General features: G+C 73.9%; 15 protein-coding genes. 7 read left to right on the top strand and 8 right to left on the bottom strand.

The window, feature by feature from the left end; genetic code table 11:
* The first annotated feature begins 6 nt into the window (after positions 1–6).
* Positions 7–1,569, top strand: a complete 1,563-nt coding sequence (locus tag ACFZP7_RS32305; protein WP_385632473.1) for an amidohydrolase — start codon at positions 7–9, stop codon at positions 1,567–1,569.
* 120 nt (positions 1,570–1,689) lie between these two features.
* A complete protein-coding gene (locus ACFZP7_RS32310; RefSeq protein ID WP_385632475.1) occupies positions 1,690–2,583 on the top strand; it encodes an aminoglycoside phosphotransferase family protein in 894 nt (297 codons plus the stop codon).
* A 63-nt stretch (positions 2,584–2,646) separates the two neighbouring features.
* Here the strand turns inward: ACFZP7_RS32310 and ACFZP7_RS32315 are convergent, their stop codons facing one another.
* The 3 genes from ACFZP7_RS32315 to ACFZP7_RS32325 form a co-directional block, all read right to left on the bottom strand.
* Positions 2,647–3,300: a dihydrofolate reductase family protein gene (locus ACFZP7_RS32315; protein ID WP_385637576.1), complete on the bottom strand. Its 654-nt coding sequence runs from the start codon at positions 3,298–3,300 to the stop codon at positions 2,647–2,649.
* Positions 3,301–3,537: 237 nt separating this feature from the next.
* On the bottom strand, positions 3,538–4,515 hold the full coding sequence (locus ACFZP7_RS32320; protein WP_385637579.1) for a class I SAM-dependent methyltransferase: 978 nt from the start codon (positions 4,513–4,515) through the stop codon (positions 3,538–3,540).
* A gap of 96 nt (positions 4,516–4,611) precedes the next feature.
* The gene (locus tag ACFZP7_RS32325) at positions 4,612–5,208 is read right to left on the bottom strand and encodes an XRE family transcriptional regulator (protein ID WP_355512902.1); all 597 of its coding nucleotides are present in this window, start codon (positions 5,206–5,208) and stop codon (positions 4,612–4,614) included.
* 130 nt (positions 5,209–5,338) lie between these two features.
* Between ACFZP7_RS32325 and ACFZP7_RS32330 the strand changes: the two genes are divergently transcribed.
* The 3 genes from ACFZP7_RS32330 (at position 5,339) to ACFZP7_RS32340 (ending at position 10,667) form a co-directional block, all read left to right on the top strand.
* The gene (locus tag ACFZP7_RS32330) at positions 5,339–6,970 is read left to right on the top strand and encodes an MFS transporter (protein ID WP_385637583.1); all 1,632 of its coding nucleotides are present in this window, start codon (positions 5,339–5,341) and stop codon (positions 6,968–6,970) included.
* A gap of 210 nt (positions 6,971–7,180) precedes the next feature.
* A complete protein-coding gene (locus tag ACFZP7_RS32335; RefSeq protein WP_031015104.1) occupies positions 7,181–7,873 on the top strand; it encodes a DUF4328 domain-containing protein in 693 nt (230 codons plus the stop codon).
* A gap of 202 nt (positions 7,874–8,075) precedes the next feature.
* Positions 8,076–10,667: an MXAN_6230/SCO0854 family RING domain-containing protein gene (locus tag ACFZP7_RS32340; protein WP_385638556.1), complete on the top strand. Its 2,592-nt coding sequence runs from the start codon at positions 8,076–8,078 to the stop codon at positions 10,665–10,667.
* A 64-nt stretch (positions 10,668–10,731) separates the two neighbouring features.
* On the opposite strand, the gene ACFZP7_RS32345 is transcribed toward ACFZP7_RS32340, so the two are convergent.
* Together ACFZP7_RS32345 and ACFZP7_RS32350 are read right to left on the bottom strand one after the other, a co-directional pair.
* Positions 10,732–11,370 carry an HD domain-containing protein gene (locus ACFZP7_RS32345; protein ID WP_086876218.1) on the bottom strand — a complete coding sequence of 213 codons (639 nt, stop codon included), beginning with the start codon at positions 11,368–11,370 and terminating at the stop codon, positions 10,732–10,734.
* A gap of 124 nt (positions 11,371–11,494) precedes the next feature.
* The gene (locus tag ACFZP7_RS32350; RefSeq protein WP_385637586.1) at positions 11,495–12,484 is read right to left on the bottom strand and encodes a GlxA family transcriptional regulator; all 990 of its coding nucleotides are present in this window, start codon (positions 12,482–12,484) and stop codon (positions 11,495–11,497) included.
* A gap of 198 nt (positions 12,485–12,682) precedes the next feature.
* Here ACFZP7_RS32350 and ACFZP7_RS32355 point away from each other — a divergent pair, with 198 nt between their 5' ends.
* Complete coding sequence (locus tag ACFZP7_RS32355) at positions 12,683–13,513, top strand: alpha/beta fold hydrolase (protein WP_385637588.1); 831 nt, start codon at positions 12,683–12,685, stop codon at positions 13,511–13,513.
* Between the two features lie 7 nt (positions 13,514–13,520).
* Here the strand turns inward: ACFZP7_RS32355 and ACFZP7_RS32360 are convergent, their stop codons facing one another.
* Complete coding sequence (locus tag ACFZP7_RS32360; protein ID WP_019330224.1) at positions 13,521–14,027, bottom strand: carboxymuconolactone decarboxylase family protein; 507 nt, start codon at positions 14,025–14,027, stop codon at positions 13,521–13,523.
* A gap of 99 nt (positions 14,028–14,126) precedes the next feature.
* Here ACFZP7_RS32360 and ACFZP7_RS32365 point away from each other — a divergent pair, with 99 nt between their 5' ends.
* Positions 14,127–15,098, top strand: a complete 972-nt coding sequence (locus tag ACFZP7_RS32365) for a pirin family protein (protein WP_164286730.1) — start codon at positions 14,127–14,129, stop codon at positions 15,096–15,098.
* A 64-nt stretch (positions 15,099–15,162) separates the two neighbouring features.
* Here the strand turns inward: ACFZP7_RS32365 and ACFZP7_RS32370 are convergent, their stop codons facing one another.
* Both ACFZP7_RS32370 and ACFZP7_RS32375 read right to left on the bottom strand, forming a co-directional pair.
* Entirely contained in the window at positions 15,163–15,957 is a 795-nt protein-coding gene (locus ACFZP7_RS32370) for an alpha/beta fold hydrolase (protein ID WP_355512883.1), read from the bottom strand.
* The gene (locus ACFZP7_RS32375) at positions 15,957–16,754 is read right to left on the bottom strand and encodes an SDR family NAD(P)-dependent oxidoreductase (protein ID WP_019330221.1); all 798 of its coding nucleotides are present in this window, start codon (positions 16,752–16,754) and stop codon (positions 15,957–15,959) included. The genes ACFZP7_RS32370 and ACFZP7_RS32375 overlap by 1 nt, the downstream gene beginning before the upstream one ends.
* Positions 16,755–16,774 lie beyond the last annotated feature (20 nt).

The raw sequence follows: 16,774 nt of genomic DNA on the forward strand, positions 1-16,774 counted from the left end.
CGCCCGATGCTCTGTGCCCGGCTGACCAACGCCCGCTTCCTCACCATGGACCCCGGCCGTCCCGTCGCCCACGACCTCGGTGTCTGGCGGGGCCGGATCGTGGGACTCGACGAGGCCGTCACCTCCCTGCCCGCCCGCGAGGTGGTCGACCTCCAGGGCGCCACCGTACTGCCGGGCTTCATCGACGCCCACGTCCACCTGGCGTGGACCGGGCTCAAGCAGGGCACCCCGAGCATCGCCGGGTGCACCCGGGTCGAGGACGTCCTCGCCCGCGTCGCCGAAGCCGTCACCCAGAAGGGATCGCCCGGGGCCTGGGTGAGCATCGCCGGGTACGACCAGCGGGCGCTGGGCCGCCACCTGACCGCCGCCGAACTGGACGAGGTCAGCCACGGGCACAAGCTGTACCTGATGCACGACTCCGGGCACGGCTGCGTCGTCAACTCCGCCGTCCTGGACCTGCTGCCCGCCGGCACACCGCACGAGAACGGCTTCCTCGCCGAGGGAGCCATGGGCGCCGCCCGGGCGCTGCGCCTGCCGTACGCCCAGGAGGAACTGGCCGAGGCGATCGGGCGGGCCGCCCGCACCTGCCTGGCCGAAGGGGTCACCGCCTGCGCCGAGGCGGGCGTCGGCGGTGCCCTCCTGGGCCACAGCCCCGTCGAGCTGGGTGCCTACCAACTCGCGCGCGACCGGGGCCTGCTGCCGCTGCGCGTGCAGCTCATGGTGGCCGCGGACACCCTGCACCCGGTGGCCGCGCACGACACCGACGGCATCCCCCGGGCACTCGACCTGGGCCTGCGTACCGGGTTCGGCGACGACCGGCTGTCCGTGGGCGCGCTGAAGGTGTTCACCGACGGCGGCATGATGGCCCGCACCGCCGCGCTCACCGCCCCCTACGAAGGTCTCGGGCACGCCGGGCAGTTGCAGGACGACCCGGAGGTCCTGACCGACACGATCGTGGACGGGCACCTCGCCGGCTGGCAGCTCGCCGTGCACGCCATCGGTGACCGGGCGGCCGACGTGGCCCTGGACGCCCTCGAACGCGCCCAGCGGCTGCGCCCGCGCCCCGACGCCCGGCACCGCGTCGAGCACGCCGGACTGATCCGCCCCGACCAGCTCCCGCGCTTCGCCCGGCTCGGTGTCCGCGCGGTCGTGCAACCCAACTTCCTGCGGTACTTCGGCGACGACTACGCCGCGATCATGGGTGAGGAGCGCGCCCCCTGGCTCTACCGGGGCAGGGCGTTCCTGGACCACGGCATCCCGCTGGTGGGCAGCTCGGACCGACCCGTCACGGACGGATCGCCGCTGCGCGCCGTCCAGTTCATGGTCGAGCGCGCCTCCGAGTCGGGCCTCCTGATCGGCCCCGAAGAGGGCGTCACCGTCGCCGAGGCCCTGCACGCCTACACCCTGGCCGGCGCCCACGCCTGCCACTGGGAGGACGACCTGGGCAGTCTCACACCGGGCAAGCGCGCGGACCTCGTCGTGCTCGGCGACGACCCGACGCGCGTCGACACCTCGCGCATCGGGGACATCGAGGTGGTGGCGACGTACGTGGACGGCCGTGCCACCTGAACTCCGGGGCGAGGGGGACGAAAAGCGGTCGACGCGCGAGCGCGCGGCACGCTTCCATGGGCCCCGACCGCGCCGCACACGCACACCGCGCGTGGCGGACCGACCTCAGGAGCGTCTTCGTTGACCGCTGGACACCCGGACCGGCCCTCGATCCCCACCGCGCTGGTGAGGCGTCTGGTCGACCGGCAGTTCCCGCAGTGGGCCGGGCTGCCCCTGCGGCGCGTCGACCCGGCGGGCTCGGACCACGTGATCCACCGGCTGGGCGGCGACCTCGCGGTCCGGATGCCCCGCCACGCCGACGCCCTCGGACAGGCCAGGAAGGACTTCGAGTGGCTGCCCCGGCTCGCCCCGCACCTGCCCCTGGCGGTCCCGGAGCCCGTGGCCGTGGGAGAACCCGGCTTCGGCTATCCGTGGGAATGGGCCGTCACCCGCTGGCTGGACGGCGACACCGCCACGGTCCATGCCTTGGGCGACTCGTCCGGCGCCGCGGTCGAACTGGCGGGCTTCCTGACCGCACTCCAGCGGTTCGCACCCGACCGGGCCCCGACGCCGGCCGCGCGCGCCGACCTCACCGGCGAACCGCTGGCCGCCCGGGACCGGGCGACGCGCGCCGCCATCGCGCAGGTCGCCGACGTGTTCGACGCCACCGCCATGACCGACCTGTGGAACGCCGCGCTCGGCGCCCCCGGCTGGGACCGGCCCCCGGTCTGGTTCCACGGCGACTTCCACACGGGCAACCTGCTGACCACCGACGGCCGCCTCAGCGCGGTCATCGACTTCGGCGAACTCGGCATCGGCGACCCGGCCCGTGACCTGATCATCGCCTTCACCCTGATGTCGGCCGCGCCGCGGGCCGCCTTCCGCACCGCGCTCGGGGTGGACGACGCCACCTGGACCCGGGGCCGCGGCTGGGCCCTGGCGACGGGCCTCAACGCCTACACGGCCTACGCCGCGGACGACCCGAGGGTGGCCGCACAGACCACCCGGCAGATCACCCAGGCCCTCGCCGGCTGACCGGCCGACCGGCTAATCGGCTGACCGGCCGAGGGTCGCTGCCGGCGCCCACCGCCTCGCCGGTCAGCCGGTCCCGTGCCCCGGGGCCTCGCCCCGGACACCCCGGACCCGGTAGGTCACGTGCGTCACCAGGCTCGCCGGCCGCGCCTCCACCTGTTCGAGCCGCAGGGGCGGCACGCCCTCGAACAGCCGGGTGCCGGCGCCCAGCGTGACGGGCGCGATGTGCAGCCGCAGTTCGTCGACGAGACCGGCTGCGAGGTACTGGTTCACGGTGGTGGCGCCGCCCTGGATCTGGACGTCGCCGTCGCCGGCCGCCGCGCGGGCCCGTTCCAGAGCCGCCTCGATCCCGTCGGTGACGAAGTGGAACGTGGTGCCGCCCTCCATCGGCTGCGGTTCGCGCGGGTGGTGGGTGAGCACGAACACCGGTGCGTGGAACGGGGGATCGTCGCCCCACCAGCCGTTCCACCGCCGGTCCCACTCGCCGCGCACCGGGCCGAACATGTTGCGGCCCATGATGAACGCCTTCGCTGCGGCCAGCCGCTGGACCTCGACCCGGTTCTCGTCGGGGGTGTCGAACATCCAGGCGTGCAGCCCGGCCCCCGAGCCGTCGCCGCCGTCGTCGCCGAAGGGGCGCTCCTCCGTCTGGTGGAGACCGGCCGCGTACCCGTCGACCGAGACCGTGATGTCGCTGACCACCCTGCCCGGTCGATCGCTCATCGCTCACTCCTCTGCTCGGCCGACGGCGGCCCGGTGGACGGACGGACCGGTGGCCGACATCCTCGTCGGCCGGCGGCGCGCTGTCGATTCGTCCGCCCGCGGGCGCGGGACGGACCGCAGCCCGCAGGCGCTCGGCAGGACCGCCTGGCTGCGTGACCGCCAGGGTGGGTGACCGCCAGGGTGTGTGACCGCCGTGGGGCGGTCCGCACCGAAGCACCGCCCGCCGGGCGGGCCCGGTCAGGTGCGGCGCGCGGCCCACACGGTGCGTTCGGTGCGGACGGCCAGATCACCGCGGCGCAGCACGCTGTGCGGACCGTCCGTGTCCAGGAGCCGGTCGAGGGCGGTCAGATCCGTGACCGACAGGGCGTGGGCGGCGCCCTCGCGCACGCGGCGCAGACTCGCCAGCGCGTAACGCCCCACCGCCGGGCCGGCGTCCTCGGGGCCGAGGGCGACCGCGACGGTGCGCCGGTCCTCGACGGTGAAGCCGGCAGCCTCCAGCAGCGGACCCCAGTCGGCTCCCCGGTGCGGCACCCGCCCGGCGTGCCGGCGGTCGAGCGCGGCGTGGCAGCGGTCCTCCAGGCCGGGGGCCTCCGCCGGGGCGTCCCCGGGCAGGAACCGCGGGAATCCGTCCAGCTCCACGACGGCGAACAGCCCGCCCGGCACCACCAGGTCGTGCACCCGGCGCAGCGTGTCGGCGGGATCGGCCATGTGGTGCAGGGACGCCGACGCCCAGACCAGCTCCGGCGCGTCGAGCCCCGGCCAGGTGCGCGCGTCGAGGTCGGCGCGGACCAGCCGGACGCGGTCCACTGCCCCCTGGGCCTCGGCCTTCTCCCGCAGCCGGCGCAGATGGGCGGCCGAGGAGTCCACGGCTGTCACCTCGGCGCCGGGGAACCGCCTGAGCAGGGCCAGGGTGCCGGCGCCGGTGCCGCAGCCCAGGTCCACGATGTGGCGCGGCGGGGAGGTGAGCGGGAGCCCGGCGGTGATGGTCGCGAGGGGAGCGTCGAGCACCTCGGCGTCCAGGTCGAGGATCTCGGCGTGATCGGCCGAATCGTGGCCGGTCGTGTCGTGGCCGGCCGCCTGCGGGTGGTCATGGTGAGCGGCGTGATCCGGGCGTGTGGCGTGATCCGGGCGTGCGGCGTGATCGGAGTGTGCGGGACGGTCCGGCTGTGCGCTGGGGTGCGTCGGGTGGGTCGGACGCGGATGTGCGTGGTCCATGCCCGCACGCTAAGCGGGCGCATGCGTCCCGCGCCCGAGGTGTTGCCCGGCAAGCAAGACGATGCCCGTTCACCTCGCGTGACGCGCAAGCGGCGATCACGGGGCCGGGCGGATCCTCTCTTCGGAGTCCCCGCCGCGCTGGTGGCCGCGCCGGGCGTCGCGGTCGAAGATGCCGAGGATCTCGCACGGACCGCCTTCGGCCCTGCCGATGGCGTGCGGCAGCATGGTGGGGAACTCCGCGGCCTGGTTGGTCTCGATCCGGAAGCGCCGGTCGCCCAGCAGCAGGATCGCGGTGCCGGACAGGACGACCAGCCATTCGCGCCCCGGGTGGGCCCGCATGCGGGCGGGACTCTCCGGCGGCGGCTCGGTCATGCGTTGGCGTACGACCGACATGCCGGGCTCGGCCTTCAGGGACCACCGCATCAGGCCGTGGGCCCCGTCGATCATCGGGCTGGAGACGACGTCGTCCGTGGCCGTCTCGACCAGCTGGTCGAGTGAGGTGTCCAGTGCGCGGGCGAGGGTGACGAGCTGGTCGAGGGCGAGCCGGCGGTGGCCGTTCTCGATGCGGCTGAGCGTGGACTGGCTGAGCCGGGCGCGCGCCGCCAGCTCCTCCAGCGACCAGCCCTGAGCCACCCGCAGGGCACGGATGCGCTTGCGTACCAGGCCGTCCAGATCGCCGTTGTCTTGCGTCATACGCAAGATCCTATGCCGGTAGCGCATCGGATGCCTAGCGTCGACGTGGTCGGCCGCACCGCGTCGGCCCCCGCTTTCCCTCTGTTTCCTCCGGTCCAAGCCGGGAATCGTCCGCCCCTTGAGAGGTCCCATGAACACGCCCCACCCCGGCCGGCTCGGCCATGACCCCGACGGCGTCCCCGACGGGGGAGTCGTGCACGCGGAAGTCCCCGACGGGGAAGTCCCCGACGCGCGCCGGCGCCGCGCGATCCTGATCGCCGTCTGCGTCGCCCTGATGGCCGTCATCGCCTCGGTCTCCGGGCTCAACGTCGCACAGCCCGACCTCGCCGTCGCCTTCGACGCTTCGCAGAGCACGATCCTGTGGATCATCAACGTCTACACCCTCGGCCTGGCCGCGCTCCTGCTGCCGTTCGGCGCGCTCGGCGACCGGCTCGGCCGCAGACCGGTCCTGATCACCGGGCTGGTGGTCTTCGGGGCGGCCAGTGCCGCGGCGGGCCTCGCCCCGTCCGCCGAGGTCATGCTCGCCGCGCGGCTGCTCGGCGGCGTGGGCGCGGCCATGATCATGCCCATCACCCTCGCCGTCATCACCTCGACGTTTCCCCCGGCGGAGCGCGGACGGGCCATCGGCGCGTGGACCGCGGTGGCCGGTGGCGGCGGCATCCTCGGCATGTTCCTCTCGGCGGCCCTCGTCGACGTGGCGAACTGGCGGTGGCTCTTCGTCCTCCCCGTCGTACTCGTCGCCGCCGCCCTCGTCATGACGGTGCGTTCGGTCCCCGACTCCCGCGAGACCACCGGACACGCCTTCGACACCGTCGGCGCGCTGACCTCCGTCGTCGCGGTGGCCGGACTCGTCTTCGCCCTCCAGGAGGGGCCCGAGCGAGGGTGGACCGACCCCTCGACCCTGCTCGCGTCGGCGACCGGAGCCGTCGCCGCGGTGGGCTTCGTGATCGGGGAGCTGCGCCGCCGGGACGCGGCCCTCCTGGACATACGCCTGTTCCGCGACCGGGGCCTCGCGGGCGGCTCGGTCACGTTGCTGGCCGTCTTCGGGGTCCAGGCCGGCGTCTTCGTCGTCCTCTTCCCGTTCCTCCAGGCCGTACTGGGCTGGTCGGGACTGCTGTCCACGCTGGCGCTGATGCCGATGGCCGTGCTGATGATGGCCGCCTCCGGTCTCGCCCCTCGCGTGGGCGCGCGAGTCGGACCCCGGGCGACCATGGCCACGGGCGTCCTGCTCGCCGGCGCCGGCCTGGCGCTCATGGCGTCCGTCGTGTCGGTCGACGGCGGATACCTCGCGGTGCTCCCCGGCATGCTCGCCATGGGTCTCGGCATGGGCCTGTCGATGACCCCCTCCACCGAGGCCGTCACCGAAGCCCTGCCGCGAGACCGCCAGGGTGTCGCGTCCGCCCTCAACGACGTCACCCGGGAGTTCGGCACCGCGCTCGGCATCGCCCTCCTCGGCGCGATCCTGTCCGCCGGCTACCGGGACGCCGTGGACCCGCGGCTCGACGGCGTCCCCACGCACACGGCGGACACCGCGCGCGAGGGGGTGGCCAACGCCGTCGACGCCGCGCAGCGGGGCGGTCCGTACGCGGGGGAACTGGCCCGGGCCGCCCGCGAGTCGTTCGTCGAGGGCTGGCAGAACGCCATGTGGGCGGGGGTCGCGGTGATGGCCGTGCTCTTCCTGTACATCGCCGTACGAGGCCCGCGACCGTCCGCCCGCGGACGGACCGGCGTCGCGCGGGCGGTCGACGCGAGGACTCCGTGACGCAGGGCCGCGTCCCTCGGAGCAGAACGGGGCAGGGCGGCCTGGCAGCCCGTCAGGTCCTCGCCCCGTCCCGTCCGGCGGAATGATCACCACGATGGGGTAAGGTCCCGAGGCCGCCGCGGATCCGCGGCCGTACGCCGCGCCGTCCTCGGACCGCCGCGGCGCTCGACACCGTCCCGGGGGCCCGCCATGACGCATGCGTCCACACCCATGCCCGTTCCGTACCCGGCCGTGCCTGGCCCGGTGCTGCGCTCGCCCATCGGTCTCGCGCACGCCGTCACCGCGCTGCTGGCGGTCGTCATCGTCGCCGACCTCCTGATCATCGCCGCATCGCTCAACATGCGGTCGCTGCTGGACGACGTCGCCGCGGGCGGCGTGGTCGACTTCGACGGGGGAGAGGCGAGCCGCGCCGACCAGGCCATGGCCGGGGCGGCCGTGCTGTACGGCGCGGCCCTGCTCGCGACGGCGGTGGTCTTCGTCATCTGGTTCCACCGGGTCCGCCACAACGCGGAGGTCTTCGCACCCGAGATCCAGCGCAGGACGCCCGGCTGGGCGATCGCCTGCTGGTTCATCCCGATCGCGAACCTCTGGATCCCGCGCGGCATCGCCGCCGACGTGCTGCGGGCCGGCGACCGTTGGCCCCACAGCGCGGCACCGCGCCACCGGGGACTCCTCAACGCCTGGTGGGGCGCCTGGGTCTGGGCCACGGTCTTCGACCGCTACGCGTCGAGGACCTACGACGACGCCCAGGACGTCGACGCGATCCGCGACGCGGCGGGACTGGTCATGGCCGGTGCCGGATTCGACATCCTCGCCGCCGTGCTCGCGATCCTCTTCGTGCGCCGGCTGACCGCCGCTCAGCACGCGAAGGCCCTCGCGGGGCCCACCCCGCCGACGCACTGAGCCGCCCGCACCCGTGATCCCGCCCCGCGATCCCCGGGCCCGATAAATGCGTTGGCCCCGGCGCGCGCCTGTGGTGGGATGAGCGGCGACGGGGGCGGCTCCCCGGCGTGCATCCTTCTCACCTTCCTGCAAAGATCCCGCGCGCCCACTCTCCGCCCCCGTTCTTCCGTCCCGAGCCGTCGCCGCCGTGGAGGCTTTCCTGTTGCTCGCCGCCGAGTCCGTACTGCTGCGCCGTGACCAGAGCGTCTACGTGACCCCGGGGTCCGAGCCGGACGGTCCGCCGAGGGCCGCACTGCGCCGGCTAGAGGCCGAACTGCTCGGCCGCGGCCACGCCGTCTCCGCGCCGCTGCACGCGGTCCTCGCCTCCTTGGACTCCGAGGAACTGGCGGCCGCCCACGTACGCCTCGTCGGACTCGTCGACGACCTGCTCGGCTCGGACCGCACCCACACCCCGCTCTTCCGCCGCTTCCCGCGCACCGTGCCGCGCGACACCGAGGCGCTGTACGTGGACCGCGTCTTCGCCTTCCTGCTGCAGCAGCCCGAGCAGCCCTGCGTGCTGTGCGGCGAGGCGCGCACCGTCCTGCCCGTGTCACCCTGCGCGCACCTGGTCTGCCGGCTGTGCTGGGACGGCTCGGACTACGCGGGATGCCCGCTGTGCCACCGCAGGATCGACGGGGACGACCCCTTCCTGCGTCCGGTCCGTGCCGTCGGCGCCGCCAGGGCGACCGTACCGGGCCCGCTGCGGCTGCTGCGCCTGGGCACCGACATGACCGCCGACGCCACCACGGCGGTGGACGCCCTGCTGGCCCGCCGCACCCCGCTCTCCCCGCAGGACCGGGACGACCTGCTGACCCTGTTGCCGCTCACGCCGGCCGGCCGGGGCGACCTGCCGCAGGACATCCCGGTCCGCGAGACCAAGGCGCTGGTCCTGGGCGCGCTGGTGCGCCGGGCACCGTCGCTGCCGGCCCTGCGGCGGCTGCTCGCCGAGCGGCTCACCACCGCCACCGACGTGCTGCGGCTGCTCGCCGTGCTCTCGGGCGGCGACGCCGGGCTGGTGACACCGGCACGGTTCACGAACGTTCCCCGTTCCCTGCGGCGTGACCTGCTCTCCGTCCTCGACGGACTGCCGACGCCGTACCTGGTCGAGGACATGCTGCGGCACCCCACGGCCTGGAAGCGGGCCGCGGAGGTGCTGCACCCCTTCGAGGGGCACATCCGGCACCCGCGCGCCGCGCTCGCCACCGCCGTGCTGCGCGGCACACCGCTGGACCCGGACACCGCCTTCGGCGCCGCCCTGCTGACCACGGCCGCCGCGCACCCGGACGCCGTGCGCCCGGACGGCACCCGAGTCCGCCCGGCCACCTGGGCGGGACGGCTGGAGCAGGCGGTGGCCGAGGGGGACGCCGCCCGGGCCGCGGCCCTCGCCGGGGAGCGGCCCGGCGAACTGGTGCGCCGCCTGGACGTGTTGCTGCGCCTGCACACCGACGAGGCGCTCGCGCCGGAGCTGGAGAAGGCCCTGCGGCACGGGCTGCCGAAGGTGGGCCCGGGCCCGCTGCTGTCGGCGCTCGGGGCGCTGCGGATACGCACCGAGGACCGCACCGGGACCCGGCGCGTGTTCTTCCCGCGGGGAGACGTCACCCGGGCCCTGTCCGTCCCCGAGCGGCGCCCCGCCCTGCCCGCCGGGCCGGTGTCCGAGGTGGTCGCCCTGCTGGAGGGGGAACTGCTGCGCCGGTTCGCCGCCGGGCGGCCCTACGAGCTGTCGGTGCTGGACGCCGGACTGACCGACCTCACCGTGCCGTTCACCGAGCGGACCGCCGCCAAGGCCCTGGTGACCGTGGGCCGCGGCAGCGTCCAGGCACTCCCCGAGGGCTCCGTGCTCCGACTGTTCCTGCACTGGACGGAACCCCGGGGCAACCGCACCGACCTGGACCTGTCCGTCGCCTTCTTCGACGCCGAGTGGACGTTCACCGGCCTGTGCGACTACACGAACCTGGTGCACGGTCCGGACGCGGCGATCCACTCCGGCGACCTCACGTCGGCCCCGGCGCCGCGCGGCGCCACCGAGTACGTGGACCTCGACCTGGAGCGGCTGGCGCGGCGGGGAGACACCTACGCCGTCCCGCTGGTCTTCAGCTACAACAACGTCCCGTTCGAGGAACTGCCGGACGCCTTCGCCGGGTTCATGGCGCTGCCCGCGGACGGCCCGCGCGACGCGACCTACGACCCGCGCACCGTGCGGCAGCGCTTCGACCTCGCGGGCGACTCCAAGGTGTGCCTGCCGATGATCGTGGACCTGGCCCGCCGGCGGGCGTTGTGGACCGACACCCACCTGCCGTCCGCGGGCGGCTTCCAGAGCATCGGTTCGCACGGCGGCGGTGAGCTGGCCGCGGTGGCCGGTGACCTCTGGCAGCAGTTCACCTCGGGCGGCCGGGCGACCCTGTGGGACCTCGCCGTCCTGCGGGCGGCCGCCCTCTCGCCGGAGGTGGCGGTGGTGTCCCGGGAGCCGGAGCCCACGGTGCTGCGTTACCGGCGGCGGGCGGCCGAGAGCGAGGCCGCGTTCGCCGTCCGAGTCGCGTCCCACGAGGACGCCGAGGAACGGCTGGCGCACACCGACCCCGACGCGGCCGCGGCCGGGCTCGCCGCCGGCCGGCGGGTCTTCCTCGCGACGGTCCACGGTGACGTCCGGCCGCCGGGGGCGTCGGGCACGTCCTACCGGCTCTTTTCCGGGGCCGGGGACGCCTCGCCGACCCTGACCCGCGTGACCGCCGGGGACCTGCTCGCCGAGCTGGGCTGAGCCAGGCGCCGGCCCGCATCGGCCCGCGCCGGCCCGTCCCTGCCTGTGCCGGTTGGCTCGCCGGTCACTCCGGCCAGGCCGAGTTCTCGATGACCTCGACGAAGTCCGTACGCCGGAAGCCGGGCGCGAAGTGCTCCAGCACATCCGCGTTCACCGTGCCGAAGGTGGTCGCGGGCCGGTGCTCGAACCCCTCGGTGAACGCCCGCAGGATCTGCCTCTTGAAGTCCGGGCGGGGATGCGCGGCGGTGACCGCGTCGATCTGGGCCCGGGTGAGATTGCCCAGCCGCAGGCCGAGCACGTCGGTCTCCACGCCCGCGGTGGTCGCCGCGATCTCGGGGGCCATCCGGTACGGCACCTCCGGAGTGGTGTGCAGGGCGACGGCCGTCCACACGGTGTCCGCGTCGGCCTCGGGGATGCCGTGGGCGAGCAGGAAGGCGCGGGCCTGGTCGGCACCGTCCATCTCGAAGCGCTGGTCGTCACCGCGGTAGGGCGGCACCAGGCCGGTGTCGTGGAAGAGCGCGGCGATGTACAGCAGCTCCGGGTCGGGGCGGATGCCCAGGGCGGCGGCCTGGAGGCTGCCGAAGAGGTACACACGGCGTGAGTGGTGGAAGATCAGCGGCGGTGTGGTGTCGCGGATCAGGTCGGTCGCCTCCCGCGCCGGCGCGCTGTCGGGAATCTCGATGCCGGCGATCTGCTCGGCCATGGCTGCCCTCCGGGGAATCGGTGCCGTCGTTGCTGCCTCCACCCTCCGCCCGGCGCGGCCCCGGCGTCCGCTACCCGATGGCCGACAACCCCTCACAAGCGGCCATGGGCCCGGCGCCGCCGCCTCAGCCGCCGTCCGGGCGCGGGCCGGCGTCCGGCACGGTGGTGGCGAAGCGCTGCCGGTAGCGGGTGGGCGACAGTCCCAGATGACGGGCGAAGGCCCGGCGCAGGCTCTCGTAGCTGGGGAAACCCGACAGCGCGGCGGCCTCGGTGGCGTTGTGCCCGGAGTCGAGAAGCGCCTTGGCGATGTCGAAACGGATCAGCTCCACGTACTTCACGGGCGTGACGTCCAGCTCGGCCCGGAACATCCGGGTCAGATGCCGGGGGCTGACCCGCACGCGCGCCGCCAGCGCCGCCAGACTGTGGTCGGCGGCCGGATCGGCCTGTACGGCGTCCTGGACCTGCCGCAGCACGGGTGTCCGCGGCGCCGGGCCCCGCAACGAGGCGGAGAACTGCGACTGGCCGCCGGCCCGCTGCAGGTACACCACCAGCGAGCGCGCGACCTTGCGGGCCAGATCGGGCCCGTGGTCCTCCTCCAGCAGCGCGAGGGCCAGGTCGATGCCCGCCGTCACGCCGGCGGACGTGTAGGTCGCCCCGTCCTTGACGAAGATCGCGTCGGGTTCCACCCGTGTCGACGGACAGCGGCGGGCCAGCGCGGTGGTGTGCTGCCAGTGCGTCGTCGCCCGTCTGCCCTCCAGCAGACCCGCGGCACCCAGCACGAAGGCGCCGGTGCACACCGAGGCGACGCGTCCGGCCCGGGCCGCCAGCGCCTTCGCGGCGTCGATGAGCCGTGGGTCGACGGGCGAGCCGGGCAGCGCGTCACCGCCGACGACGACGAGCGTGTCCGGCGCGCCGGCGGAACGCGCGTCCGCCTCGGCCGGGACCAGCAGGCCGATGGACGAACGCACCGGCGCCCCGTCCGGGGAGACGACGCCGAGCCGGTACCGGGCCCCGAACCGGTTGGCCTCCGCGAAGACCTCCGCCGGCCCCGACAGGTCGAGCATCTTCATGCCGTCGAAGACCAGGATGCCCACGCTGTGCGCTCTCGCCGTCATGTCTCCCTCTCCGCGGCCCGGCGGGCCCCTGCGCGCCATTGTCCCGCCGGCCGTCCACGCCATCGGCCGGCGGCGCGGGCGGCCGGCGGTCGGAATGAGGCGCGCCGGACATCGGCGTAGGGTGGCGAGCGTGTGTTCGGCCGCGGTCCCGGAGACCGCGGAACGCAGGACCTTTGGCAGGCACGCGGAAGGACAGCGATGGGTACGGTCACCACCTCCGACGGCACGAGCATCTTCTACAAGGACTGGGGCCCGCGCGACGCCCCGCCGATCGTCTTCCACCACGGCTGGCCGCTCACCGCGGACGACTGGGACAACCAGATGCTGTTCTTCCTCTCGCACGGCTACCGTGTGATCGCCCACGACCGGCGCGGCCACGGCCGCTCGGGCCAGCCCTCCACGGGCCACGAGATGGACACCTACGCCGCCGACGTCGCGGCGCTGACCGAAGCGCTCGACCTGCGGGACGCCGTCCACATCGGGCATTCGACCGGCGGCGGCGAGGTCGCGCGCTATGTGGCGCGCGCCGAACCGGGCCGGGTCGCCAGGGCCGTGCTGGTCGGCGCCGTGCCGCCGGTGATGGTCAAGTCCGACGCCAACCCCGGCGGCACCCCGATCGAGGTCTTCGACGGGTTCCGCACGGCCCTGGCCGCCAACCGGGCCCAGTTCTACATCGACGTGCCCTCCGGCCCCTTCTACGGATTCAACCGGGAGGGCGCGAAGGTCTCCCAGGGCCTGATCGACAACTGGTGGCGGCAGGGCATGTCGGGCGCGGCCAACGCCCACTACGAGTGCATCAAGGCGTTCTCCGAGACCGACTTCACCGAGGACCTCAAGGCCATCGACGTGCCGGTGCTGGTCGCGCACGGCACCGACGACCAGGTCGTGCCCTACGCGGACTCGGCGCCGCTGTCGGTGAAGCTCCTGAAGAACGGCACCCTCAAGTCGTACGAAGGGCTCCCGCACGGGATGCTCTCCACCCACCCGGAGGTGGTCAACCCCGACCTCCTGGACTTCGTGAGGTCCTAGTCGGCGCTCACGCCGGCGACACGGGAGCGGGTGCGGCGCCGCGCACCGGGTGCTTGCTCAGGACGGAGACCCGGTTGAAGGCGTTGATGCTGATCGCCACCCAGATCACGGCGGAGACCTCGTCGTCCGACAGGACGCCCCGTGCCTGCGCGTAGGCGGCGCTCTGCGCGGCGGCGTCCGCCGGACGGGTGGTCGCCTCCGCGAGGGCGAGCGCCGCCCGCTCCCGAGCGGTGAACAGCTCGGTGTCCCGCCAGGCGGGCAGCACCGCCAGGCGCTGGGTCGTCTCACCGGCCCGCAGCGCCGCCCTGGTGTGCAGACTGAGACAGTAGGCACAGGCATTGAGTTGGGAGACGCGGATGTTCACCAGTTCCACGAGGAGGCGGTCCAGGCCGGCCGCCGCGGCGGCCTCCCGCACCGATTCCGCCGCGGCCACGAACGCCTTGTACGCGCCGGGGGTCTGCTTGTCGACGAAGACCCGCCGCTCGTCCGTCGCCACCGGGGCCTGCTGTGTCACGTGGTCTCCTTCGTCGCGCTCTGTTCCGGCAGGTCCTATCATCACCCCCATGGATGTTGAAAGTGAAACTTTCAGGTCGGGGTCGGACGGGGGCGCGCGGTGAGCAACACGGAGACACGGCCCGCGGAGATGCGGTGCGGCGCCCTCGAGGACGAGGTGCCCGCCGCGGGCGTCGAGGTCCTCACCGCCCGTGACGTCCCCCTCGGCGGCCCGCGCGCCATGACCGTGCGGCGTACGCTGCCCCAGCGGGCCCGGACGCTGATCGGAGCCTGGTGCTTCGCCGACCACTACGGTCCCGACGACGTGGCCGCGTCGGGCGGCATGGATGTCGCCCCGCACCCGCACATCGGCCTGCAGACGGTCAGCTGGCTGTTCAGCGGGGAGATCGAGCACCGGGACAGCCTCGGCACCCACGCCTTCGTCAGACCCGGCGAACTCAACCTGATGACCGGCGGTTTCGGCATCGCCCACTCCGAGGTCTCGACCCCCGACACCACCGTCCTGCACGGCGTCCAGCTCTGGGTGGCGCTGCCGGAGGAGCACCGCGACACCGGCCGCGACTTCCAGCACCACGCACCCGCGCCGGTCGCCTTCGACGGCGGCACGGCACGCGTCTTCCTCGGCTCGCTCGCCGGGGACACCTCGCCCGTGAGCACCTTCACGCCGCTGCTGGGCGCCGAGTTGACGCTGGTGCCGGGCGGCACCGCCACCCTGGACGTCGACCCCGCCTTCGAGCACGGCGTCCTCGTCGACAGCGGTGACGTACGCGTCGAGGGCGCCGTCGTGCGACCGGCCGAACTTGGCTACGTCGCGCCGGGCCGCGCGACGCTGACCCTGACCAACGAGTCGGCCGCACCCGCCCGGCTCATCCTCCTCGGCGGCCCCCCGTTCCCCGAGGAGATCATCATGTGGTGGAACTTCATCGGCCGGTCGCACGACGAGATCGTGCGGGCCCGCGAGGACTGGATGAAGGGCGACCGCTTCGGCGAGGTGCACGGCTACGACGGGGCACCCCTGCCCGCGCCGGAACTGCCGAACACCCCCTTGAAGCCGCGACGAAGGGCGCGCTGATCTGCGGGGACATGGGTTGGCACCAAGGGTTTCGGCGCTGCTCGATCACCGAACCCACCGCGAGTCACTCTCGGGTGAGTCCCGAACGGTCGCCGGGAGCGCGTGAGCACGTGCGCAGATGCTCGGCGATGATGCCGAGAATCGCATCCCGGTGCTCCAGCAGGTAGAAGTGACCACCCGCGAAGGTGTCGAGTGTGAACGGGCCGTTCGTGTGTTCGGACCATGCCCGGGCCTCGACCGGGGTGACCATCGGGTCATCATCCCCGGTCAAGGCATGGATGGGGCACCGCAGCTTCGGGCCCGGTCGGTAGCGGTAGGTCTCGGCGGCCCTGTAGTCGCCGCGGATGGCGGGGAGGGCCATACGCACCAGCTCCTCGTCGTGGAAGACCTGCTCCGCGGTGCCGTCGAGGGTCCTCAGCTCGGCCACCAACTCCTCGTCCGACAGGAGGTGCACCGTACCCCCCGTCCTCTGCCGGGACGGTGCGGGCCTGGCCGAGACGAGGAGTGCCTCCAGGGAGATGCCCGCACTCTCGAACCGTCGGGCCAGTTCGAAGGCGAGGGTGGCGCCCATGCTGTGTCCGAACAGCGCGACCGGCTGGTGAACACGCGCCCGCAGCACGGGGAAGAGCTGGTTCGCGAGCTCGTCGATGTCCTCCAGGGGCTTCTCCGCGCGCCGGTCCTGCCGGCCGGGGTACTGGACCGCGAGCACGTCGCACCGGGGTGCCAGCGCGGCAGCCACGGGGTGGTAGAACGTCGCGGAGCCGCCGGCGTGCGGCAGACAGATCAACTGGGGTGCCGTGGGATGTGCGGGGCGGTACTGCCTGATCCACACGTCGCTGTGGGTGTTCGTACCGGTCATCAGCGGTGCTGCCCTTCCGGCGTGGCGTTGGTGCGGGGGATGGCCGATCCGGCCGTGACGCCTCCGTCGACCCCGAGGGTCTGCCCGGTGACGTAGGCGGCGAGGGGGCTGAGCAGCCAGACGACCGCGTTGGCCACCTCCTCGCACTTGCCCAGGCGGCCCAGCGGAGCCCGGCGCGCCCGTTGTGCGAGGGCGCTGGGATCGGCGTACAGGCTGCGCAGCATGGGGGTGTCGGTCGAACCGGGGCTGACCACGTTGACGCGGATGCCGTCGCCCGCGTACTGCAGGGCCACCGACTTGCTCAGGCCGATGACGGCGTGCTTGGTGGCCGAGTAGAGCGGGCTCTGGGCGTGGCCGATGTGCCCGGCCACTGATGCGCAGTTCACGATCGCGCCGCCGCCGGCCGTCAGCATGGCCTCGATCTGTCCGCGCATGCACGACCAGACCCCACGCAGGTTGGTGGCGATCACGCGATCGAAGTTGTCGGCGGTGTCCTGGTGCAGCGGACCGAACGAGCCGAAGGTCCCGGCGTTGTTGAACGCCCCGTCCAGCCGTCCGAACCGGCTCACCGCCCGGGCCACGCAGTCCGCCACCTGCTTGTCGTCACCGACGTCGCAGGGCACCACCAAGTGGTGCGAGGAGGGTAGTCCGGCGGTTGTCTCCGTGAGGGCCGACTCGGTGCGGCCCACCAGGACGACGCGTGCTCCGTGCCCCACGAGGAGCCGGGCCGCGGCCCGGCCGATGCCGCTGCCCGCTCCGGTGACCATCATCACGCGGTCGGTGAGTTCCAGACTCATCGTTGTTCCAACGCTCCGTC

This window comes from Streptomyces sp. SudanB5_2050, assembly GCF_964272335.1.
Lineage (GTDB): Bacteria > Actinomycetota > Actinomycetes > Streptomycetales > Streptomycetaceae > Streptomyces > Streptomyces rochei.